The organism is Variovorax sp. 20P10.2.4, from assembly GCF_058244205.1.
Window position 1 is genome coordinate 1 of sequence record NZ_JBZAYE010000330.1, and the last position, 8,021, is coordinate 8,021.

Genomic DNA, 8,021 nt, shown 5'->3' on the forward strand with positions numbered 1-8,021 from the left:
CGAGGAAGCCGAGGCGGCGCAGCGCGCCTGAGCACGCCGCGCCGGCGGGCGATCAGCCCGGCAGCAGCACCTTGTTCACGACGTGGATCACGCCGTTCGACTGGTAGACGTCGGCGATCGTCACCATCGCGGTGCCGCCCTTCGCATCGGTCACGAGCACGTTGCTGCCGCTCATCATCGCGGTCAGCGTGCCGCCGCTCGCGGTCTTCAGGGTGGCCTTGCCGCCGCCGGCCTTGATCGCGTTCATCAGCGCGGCGCTGTCCATGCGGCCGGGCACCACGTGGTAGGTCAGCACCGTCGTCAGCGTGCCCTTGTTCTCGGGCTTGAGCAGCGTGTCGACCGTGCCGGGCGGCAGCGCGGCGAAGGCCGCGTTGGTCGGTGCGAACACGGTGAACGGTCCGGGGCTCTTGAGCGTGTCGACCAGGCCCGCGGCCTTCACCGCCGCGACCAGCGTCGTGTGGTCTTTGGAATTCACGGCGTTGTCGACGATGTCCTTCGTCGGATACATCGGTGCGCCGCCGACCATGGGCGTGTTCGTGTTGCTGCTGCCACCCATGCCCATGCCGCCCGCGCAAGCGCCGAGCAGGACCGAGACACCGAGTGCGATGACGAGTTTCTTCATGAAGGTCTCCTTGAGGAGTGCGCCATGCGCGCACCGCCGTGTGTCTGTGGAACCGCCAACAGCGCGGAGGCGCGATGCGCTTGAGACCAGTACGGGGCGCATGCGCGGCTGGATTCGCGCGCCGGTTTTTTTCTTCGCTGCCGGCGCATGGGACACGTCGCCTTCACGCCACAGCGTTGCACAACGGTCTTGCGCGCCGCGCGCGGCCTCGCCAGAATCCGGCCTTCATTTTTCAGCGACAGTTTTTCTTTCACGCGCGCACGGCGACGATCGACCTCCCGGGCGCCCCACCACTTCAATGAACCGTTCTCTGAACTCCTGACCGCACACCGACCGCCCCGGCCGGATGTGCATCCACGCATCCCGCCGCGGCCGTATCGACAAGGGCCCCGCGCGCAAACATTCGCCGGGGCCTTTTTGTTTTTGATCCGGAGTGTGTGCACATGAGTGCTCAGCGAAAGGCCCGCGACGACGAGAAGCGTCTGGGCCGGTTCTATTTCTCGGTGCCGGGCGAAGCCCCGCGCAATCCCGTCGTGGCCGCGATGGCACGCCGCGCATCCAGCCAGGGTGCGGGCCGCCACCTGCGCACGCATCGCGCCGAGCGGCGCGCGCAGAAGGTCGCGCTGCAGAAGGCGGCGCGCGGACTGAAGGAGGACTGACCATGCGCGAAGACATGGACAAGGTGATCGTGGAACGCCCGCGCGGCGGCTGGCGCGTGCAGGGCGACGGCCGCCCCTGGCGCAACAGCCCCGAGCGCGGCTCGCACCTGGGCATGCGGCGCGGCTACCAGCGCCCCAAGTGGCTCAGCGAGAACCTGCAGCCGCTCAAGCGCTGGCTGCACAAGCAGGTGCATCGGCCCTGGGACAAGGTGTGGAGCGAGCTCTGCGAAGGCATCGACCGGCGCAACACGGTGCAGGCGCACATCTTCGTGCACATCGACCAGTTCGTCGAACGCCTGGCCGAACTGCACGAGGGCGAGGTGTGGGTGCCGGGCCGCATGTGGCAGCAACGGATGGTGCCGCTGCGCGAGTCGGCGTCGGTGGAGCTGTTCGTGCATCCCGGCACGGGCATCCTGCTGCCCAACCGCCACCTGCAGCGCGCGAAGCAGCAGCGCAAGGCCGAGTGGGCCGAGCGCTATGGCAGCCGCGACACGGTGCGGCCCTATGCGCCCTATCACGTCATCGATGCCGTCACGCAGTGGCACCGCATCGATGGCGCCTGGTGGGAGGTGAGGCTCGCGCGCCTGCCCGAGGCGCGCGGCGGCGAGGCCGAGCCGCGGCGCTACGACGTGCTGCGCCGCTGCTTCGTCACGCGCAAGGGTTGCGAGGCGCCGGCCTTCGGCAGCACCGATGCGCAGGCCATGTACGGCCGGCCGCACGTGTACGCGCAAGGCATGCGCCGGCTGGGCCGCGTGGAGGTGCGCTCGCGGCTCGGTTGAGCCTCAGCGTCCCGCGGCGATCGCGCCCGTGCGTTCGTGCGCGCGCGGCAGCAGCAGGAAGGCCGTGGTGCCCGCGGCCAGCATCAGCGCGATGGTGAGGAACACCGCGCGGAACGGCTCGACGCCGTTCGTGGCCGCCCACGAGGCGGCCACGCCAGTGGTCCACTGCATCAGCGAGACGCCGAGGAACATCGCCATGTTGAGCAGCGACAGCGCGCGCCCGGTCATCGCGGCCGGGTAGGCGGCGCGCGTGTACGAGTACTGCAGCACCGAGTAGCCCGAGAGCAGGCCGTAGAGGATCGGCAGGCCGATGTCGACCGCCAGCGACTGCGTGAACGCCATCAGCGCGAACATGATCGCGGCCGCCGAGGCGCAGCCCATGAGCCAGCGGCCGCGTCGCGCGCCGCCGGGATCGAGGCGGCCGAACAGGGCCGGGCTGATCATGCCCGCGACGGTCATCACCAGCGCGACGTTGCCGCTGCTCACGAGCGAGAGCCCGTGGCGGTCGTGCAGCACCGGGCCGAGCCACAGGCCGCGCAAGGTGATGAAGGCCGCATACGAAACGCAGGCGAAGCACAGCAGGCCCAGCGTGTGCGGCATCGCGAACAGCGGCAGCAGCTCGCGCACCGCCTTGCCCACCGTCTGGCGCTGCGTGGCCTGCGCATGCGGCGGCTCGTGCACGCGCCAGAACACGAAGCCCCACGACAGCACCGCGAAGCCCGCGAGGCAGGCATAGCCCGCGCGCCAGCTCGCGGCCTCGATCAGCAGCGCCAGCGGCGTGCCGGTGAACAGGATGCCCAGGCCCGCGAGGCTCATGACCAGGCCCGACATCGCGGTGAAGCGCGCGGCCTCGAAGTGGCGCGCGATGAACACGGTGCAGGCCAGGAAGGCCGGCGCGCAGCCGACGCCGATCATCGCCTGGCCGAGCAGCAGCGCATGGAAGCTCGGCGCCAGCGCGCACAGCACCGCGCCCGCGATCGCGAGCGGAAAGGCCGTGAGCACCGTGCGGCGCACGCCGTACATGTCGATCGACACGCCCATCGCGAGCTGCGTGGCGCCGAACATGAAGTGGAAGGTGCCGGCCCACAGCCCGAGCGCCTGCGCCGTGAGGCCGAAGTGCTGCGAGAGCGGCGTGGCCATCATCGCGCCGACGGTGCGGAAGGCCTGGCTCAGCGCGAAGGCCGAGGCCAGCACGATCAGCATCGAGGTGGCCGAGCGTGCGCGGGCCGGGGAGAACGTCATGGGACAGCAGGAAACGGAGAGCGGCACGCATCCTAACCAGCCATGAAAAACGGCGCCCGAAGGCGCCGCGGTTCGCGAGTCGTTCGCTCGGCGATCAGGCTTCGCCCTTGACCTTCAGGCGCCAGGCGTGCAGCAGCGGCTCGGTGTAGCCGCTGGGCTGCTCGATGCCCTTGAACACCAGGTCCTGCGCGGCCTTGTAGGCGGCCGAGCTGTCGAAGTGGCCGGCCATCGGCTGGTACAGCGGGTCGCCGGCGTTCTGCTCGTCGACCACCTTGGCCATGCGCTGGAAGGTCTCGTCGACCTGCGCCTTCGTGACCACGCCGTGCAGCAGCCAGTTGGCGATGTGCTGGCTCGAGATGCGCAGCGTGGCGCGGTCTTCCATCAGGCCCACGTTGTGGATGTCGGGCACCTTCGAGCAGCCCACGCCCTGGTCGATCCAGCGCACCACGTAGCCCAGAATGCCCTGCACGTTGTTGTCGATCTCCTGCTGCTTCTCGGCCTCGGTCCACTTGGCTTCGGCGGCGATCGGCACCTGCAGCAGCGCGTTCAGGATGTTGTCGCGCTCGGCATCGGCGTCGATCTTCTCGAGTTCCTGCTGCACCGCGGTCACGCTGACCTGGTGGTAGTGCAGCGCATGCAGCGTGGCGGCGGTGGGCGAGGGCACCCAGGCGGTGTTGGCACCGGCCTTCGGATGGCCGATCTTCTGCTCGAGCATGGCGGCCATCAGGTCGGGCATGGCCCACATGCCCTTGCCGATCTGCGCCTTGCCGCGCAGGCCGCACGACAGGCCGACCAGCACGTTGTTCTTCTCGTAGGCGCCGATCCAGGCGCTGGCCTTCATGTCGCCCTTGCGGATCATCGGGCCGCCCTGCATGGCGGTGTGCATCTCGTCGCCGGTGCGGTCGAGGAAGCCGGTGTTGATGAAGGCCACGCGCGCGGCGGCCTCGGCGATGCAGGCCTTGAGGTTCACGCTGGTGCGGCGCTCCTCGTCCATGATGCCGAGCTTCACGGTGTTGGCCGGCAGGCCCAGCAGCTGCTCGACGCGGCCGAACAGCTCGCTCGCGAAGGCCACTTCGGCCGGGCCGTGCATCTTGGGCTTGACGATGTAGATGCTGCCGGTGCGCGAGTTGCCCTTGCGCTTGAGGTCGATCATCGCGATGGTGGTGGTCACCACGGCATCGAGGATGCCTTCGGGGATTTCCTTGCCGCCGTCGTACAGCACGGCCGGGTTGGTCATCAGGTGGCCCACGTTGCGCAGGAACATCAGCGAGCGGCCATGCAGCTTGATCGGCTGGCCGTTGGCGCCGGTGTATTCGCGGTCGGGGTTGAGGCCGCGCGTGAAGGTCTTGCCGCCCTTGGCGACTTCTTCCGTCAGAGTGCCCTGCACGATGCCGAGCCAGTTCGAGTAGGCGACCACCTTGTCGGCGGCATCGACCACGGCCACCGAGTCCTCGAGGTCGAGGATGGTCGACAGCGCGGCCTCGAGCACCAGGTCGCTGACGCCGGCGGCGTCGCTCTTGCCGATCGGCGTGGAGCGGTCGATGCGGATGTCGAGGTGGATGCCGTTGTGCTTGAGCAGCACCGACGACGGGGCCGAGGCATCGCCCTGGTAGCCGATGAACTGCGCGGGATCGGCCAGCGCGGTGCTGCTGCTCTGCAGCGCGACGACCAGCTGGCCGTCCTTCACGCTGTAGCCGGTGGCGTTCTTGTGCGAGCCGTTGACCAGCGGCGCGGCCTGGTCGAGCACGTTGCGCGCGAACTCGATGACCTTGGCGCCGCGCACGGGGTTGTAGCCCTTGCCCTTCTCGGCGCCGCCGGTTTCGGGAATGGCGTCGGTGCCGTAGAGCGCGTCGTACAGCGAGCCCCAGCGCGCGTTGGCGGCGTTGAGCGCGTAGCGCGCGTTGAGGATCGGCACCACCAGCTGCGGGCCGGCCTGCTGCGCCAGTTCGGCGTCGACGTTGGCGGTGGTCGCCTTCGCGCCCCGGGGCTGCGGCAGCAGGTAGCCGATCTTCTCGAGGAAGGCGCGGTAGGCCGGCATGTCGGCGATCGGGCCGGGGTTCTTCTTGTGCCAGGCGTCGAGCTCGCTCTGCAGGCGGTCGCGCTCGGCGAGCAGCGCCACGTTCCTGGGCGCGAGGTCGGTGACGATGGCGTCGAAACCCTTCCAGAAGGTCTCGCTGGCCACGCCGCTGGCGGGCAGCACCTTCTCCTCGACGAAGCGGTGGAGTTCGGTCGCGACCTGGAGTCCGTGGGCGGTGGTGCGGGCGGTCATGTTTTCTCCTCGGGGACGAAATGCAAAGCGATGCGGTGGGGTGTATTCGGATTCGGGGCGCGCACACGCGCGATCCATAACCTCCACTTTATTGCATACCGTAGTGAAGAGTAATAGCTCAAAGCGGGATTAATCGATGACAAAAATGAATGTAATCGGCGCCGCTCACCGTCATTGCGTTCACCCGCGGCCTGCAATGCGTTCACCCGCCCGCCACCGCGGGAAGGGTAGGCCCCGATGGCCGCGCCGGGCCGGCCGGATAAATTTAACTTCTTAAATAATCCGCCTTTTTGCACCGACGACATGACCGCCCCGAAGATCCTCCTGGCCTCCAACGAAAACCCGCTCGGCATGCCCGAGTCGGCGCGCCGCGCGGCCGCCGACGCGCTCGCGGGCGCCGGCACCTACCCCGACAGCAACGGCAGCGCGCTCAAGCAGGCGCTGGCCGCGCGGCTGGACGTGCCGCCCGAATGGCTGGTGCTGGGCAGCGGCTCGAGCGAGATCCTCGAGCTGGCCGCGCAGGTCAGCCTGAAGCCGGGCGAGAGCGTGGTCTATTCGCAGTACGGCTTCGTGGTCTACGCCCAGGCCACGGCGCACGCCCATGCGCGTGCCACCGTGGTGCCGGCGCGCGACTTCGGCCACGACCTCGACGCGATGCGCGCGGCGATCGGCGAGGACACGCAGCTGGTCTTCGTCGCCAACCCCAACAACCCCACCGGCAGCTTCATCGAGGCCGCGCCGCTCGAGGCCTTCCTGCAGTCGGTGCCGGCGCACGTGACGGTGCTGCTCGACGAGGCCTACACCGAGTACCTCGCGCCCGCGCAGCGCTACGACAGCATCGGCTGGGTGCGGCGGCTGCCGAACCTGATCGTGGCGCGCACCTTCTCCAAGGCCTTCGGCCTCGCGGGCCTGCGCATCGGCTACGGCGTGGCGCAGCCCGCGCTGGCCGCGCGCATGAACGCGCAGCGCCCGCGCTTCAACGTCACCACGCCGGCGCTGGCCGCGGCCACGGCCGCGCTGGGCGACGCCGACTTCCTCGCGCGCAGCTACGAACTCAACACTGCCGGGCGCGCGCAGCTCGCGGCGGGCTTCGACGAACTCGGCCTCGCGCACCTGCCCTCGTCGGGCAACTTCCTGATGGTGAAGGTGGGCGACAGCGCCGCGGTGCATGCGCGCCTGCTGGCCGCGGGCATCGAGGTCTCGCTGCTGGGCAACTACGGCCTGGGCGAATGGCTGCGCATCTCGGTCGGCCTGCCCGAGCAGAACCGCGCGCTGCTGGCCGCCTTGCGCTGAAGAACGAAGAGATCCAGGGACGACGACACGACAACAACGCGACAGACCATCCACCCCCGAGGAGACAGACCCCCATGAAACGCCGTCAGTTCGCAGCGCAGGCCGCTGCATTCGCCGCCGCCGCCGCCATCGCGCCGCGGTCCTTCGCGCAGGAGCGCACCCTGCGCATCCTGGTGGGCTTCCCGCCCGGCGGCTCCGCCGACGTGGTCGCGCGCCTGCTGGCCGACAAGATGCGCGTGACGCTCAACCAGAACGTCATCATCGACAACAAGCCCGGCGCTGCCGGCCGCCTCGCGCTCGCCGAGGTCAAGCGCTCGGCGCCCGACGGCAACACGCTGGTTTTCTCGCCGAGCGGCGCGCTGGTGATCCATCCGTGGCTCTACCCGAGCCTCGGCTACGACCCGGTCAAGGACTTCACGCCGGTCGCGCTCGCGGGCACCTTCGACTTCGCGGTCACGGCCGGCCCCGGCGCGCCGGCCGGCGACCTGAAGGCGGTGCTGGCCTGGATGAAGGCCAACCCCACCAAGGCCAACTACGCGACCTCGGGCGCGGGCACGGTGCCGCACTTCGCGGGCCAGCTGCTGGCGCAGGCCTCGGGCGTGCCGATGACGCACGTGGCCTACCGCGGCGGCGCGCCGGCCGCGCAGGACCTGATCGGCGGCCAGGTGCCGCTGATGGTCGACACCGCCTCGGAGACCATCGAGCACCACCGCGCGGGCAAGGTGCGCATCCTCGCGATGACCGGCGCGCAGCGCAACCGCTCGCTGCCCGAGGTGCCCACGCTCAAGGAGGCCGGCATCGACGTCACGGCCAATGCCTTCTTCGGCCTCTACGGCCCGGCCGGCCTGCCGGCCGAGACGGTGCAGCGCCTCGACCGCGCCGTGGCCGACGCGCTGCGCGCGCCCGACGTGCAGGAGCGCATCTACGCGCTGGGCCTGGTGCCCACGCACGCCGGCCCGGCCGAGCTCGCGGCCACGCAGGCGGCGCACCTGAAGATGTGGGAGCTGCCGATCAAGAACTCGGGCTTCAAGGCGGAGGGCTGAGCGAGGCGCTCAGACCAGCCCGGTCAGTTCGCGCGCCGCTGAACGCACCGCCTCGGCGTGGCGCGCGTCGTAGCGATGCGCGGGCATGGTCAAGGTGACCGCCGCGGCCAGGCG

At 69.9% G+C, this 8,021-nt stretch carries 7 protein-coding genes and 1 pseudogene; 4 read left to right on the forward strand and 4 right to left on the reverse strand.

The features are described from left to right. Positions 1-52 precede the first annotated feature (52 nt). The gene (locus AC27VN_RS25515) at positions 53-562 is read right to left on the reverse strand and encodes a fasciclin domain-containing protein (protein WP_296781751.1); all 510 of its coding nucleotides are present in this window, start codon (positions 560-562) and stop codon (positions 53-55) included. A gap of 503 nt (positions 563-1,065) precedes the next feature. Between AC27VN_RS25515 and AC27VN_RS25520 the strand changes: the two genes are divergently transcribed. After that, positions 1,066-1,281, forward strand: coding sequence for a hypothetical protein (locus tag AC27VN_RS25520; protein ID WP_093350583.1), 216 nt, complete (start codon positions 1,066-1,068; stop codon positions 1,279-1,281). A gap of 2 nt (positions 1,282-1,283) precedes the next feature. Continuing rightward, positions 1,284-2,060: a hypothetical protein gene (locus AC27VN_RS25525; protein ID WP_398495394.1), complete on the forward strand. Its 777-nt coding sequence runs from the start codon at positions 1,284-1,286 to the stop codon at positions 2,058-2,060. 3 nt (positions 2,061-2,063) lie between these two features. Here AC27VN_RS25525 and AC27VN_RS25530 read toward each other — a convergent pair whose 3' ends face one another. Continuing rightward, positions 2,064-3,302, reverse strand: coding sequence for an MFS transporter (locus AC27VN_RS25530; RefSeq protein WP_490878327.1), 1,239 nt, complete (start codon positions 3,300-3,302; stop codon positions 2,064-2,066). Positions 3,303-3,396: 94 nt separating this feature from the next. Then, positions 3,397-5,571 carry a malate synthase G gene (locus AC27VN_RS25535; protein WP_490878328.1) on the reverse strand — a complete coding sequence of 725 codons (2,175 nt, stop codon included), beginning with the start codon at positions 5,569-5,571 and terminating at the stop codon, positions 3,397-3,399. A gap of 303 nt (positions 5,572-5,874) precedes the next feature. Here AC27VN_RS25535 and hisC point away from each other — a divergent pair, with 303 nt between their 5' ends. Next, positions 5,875-6,864, forward strand: coding sequence for a histidinol-phosphate transaminase (gene hisC / locus AC27VN_RS25540; protein WP_431511244.1), 990 nt, complete (start codon positions 5,875-5,877; stop codon positions 6,862-6,864). A gap of 74 nt (positions 6,865-6,938) precedes the next feature. Continuing rightward, positions 6,939-7,907 (forward strand): Bug family tripartite tricarboxylate transporter substrate binding protein, encoded by a 969-nt coding sequence (locus tag AC27VN_RS25545; RefSeq protein ID WP_093350598.1) that lies wholly within the window; start codon positions 6,939-6,941, stop codon positions 7,905-7,907. A gap of 9 nt (positions 7,908-7,916) precedes the next feature. Here the strand turns inward: AC27VN_RS25545 and AC27VN_RS25550 are convergent. Continuing rightward, positions 7,917-8,021, reverse strand: a pseudogene (locus AC27VN_RS25550) (IclR family transcriptional regulator); the annotation flags it as partial.

Bases quoted from the DNA above. Each gene is read 5' to 3' on its own strand.
- AC27VN_RS25515 (WP_296781751.1), bottom strand. From the start codon at position 562: ATGGGCATGGGTGGCAGCAGCAACACGAACACGCCCATGGTCGGCGGC.
- AC27VN_RS25520 (WP_093350583.1), top strand. From the start codon at position 1,066: ATGAGTGCTCAGCGAAAGGCCCGCGACGACGAGAAGCGTCTGGGCCGG.
- AC27VN_RS25525 (WP_398495394.1), top strand. From the start codon at position 1,284: ATGCGCGAAGACATGGACAAGGTGATCGTGGAACGCCCGCGCGGCGGC.
- AC27VN_RS25530 (WP_490878327.1), bottom strand. From the start codon at position 3,302: ATGACGTTCTCCCCGGCCCGCGCACGCTCGGCCACCTCGATGCTGATC.
- AC27VN_RS25535 (WP_490878328.1), bottom strand. From the start codon at position 5,571: ATGACCGCCCGCACCACCGCCCACGGACTCCAGGTCGCGACCGAACTC.
- hisC (WP_431511244.1), top strand. From the start codon at position 5,875: ATGACCGCCCCGAAGATCCTCCTGGCCTCCAACGAAAACCCGCTCGGC.
- AC27VN_RS25545 (WP_093350598.1), top strand. From the start codon at position 6,939: ATGAAACGCCGTCAGTTCGCAGCGCAGGCCGCTGCATTCGCCGCCGCC.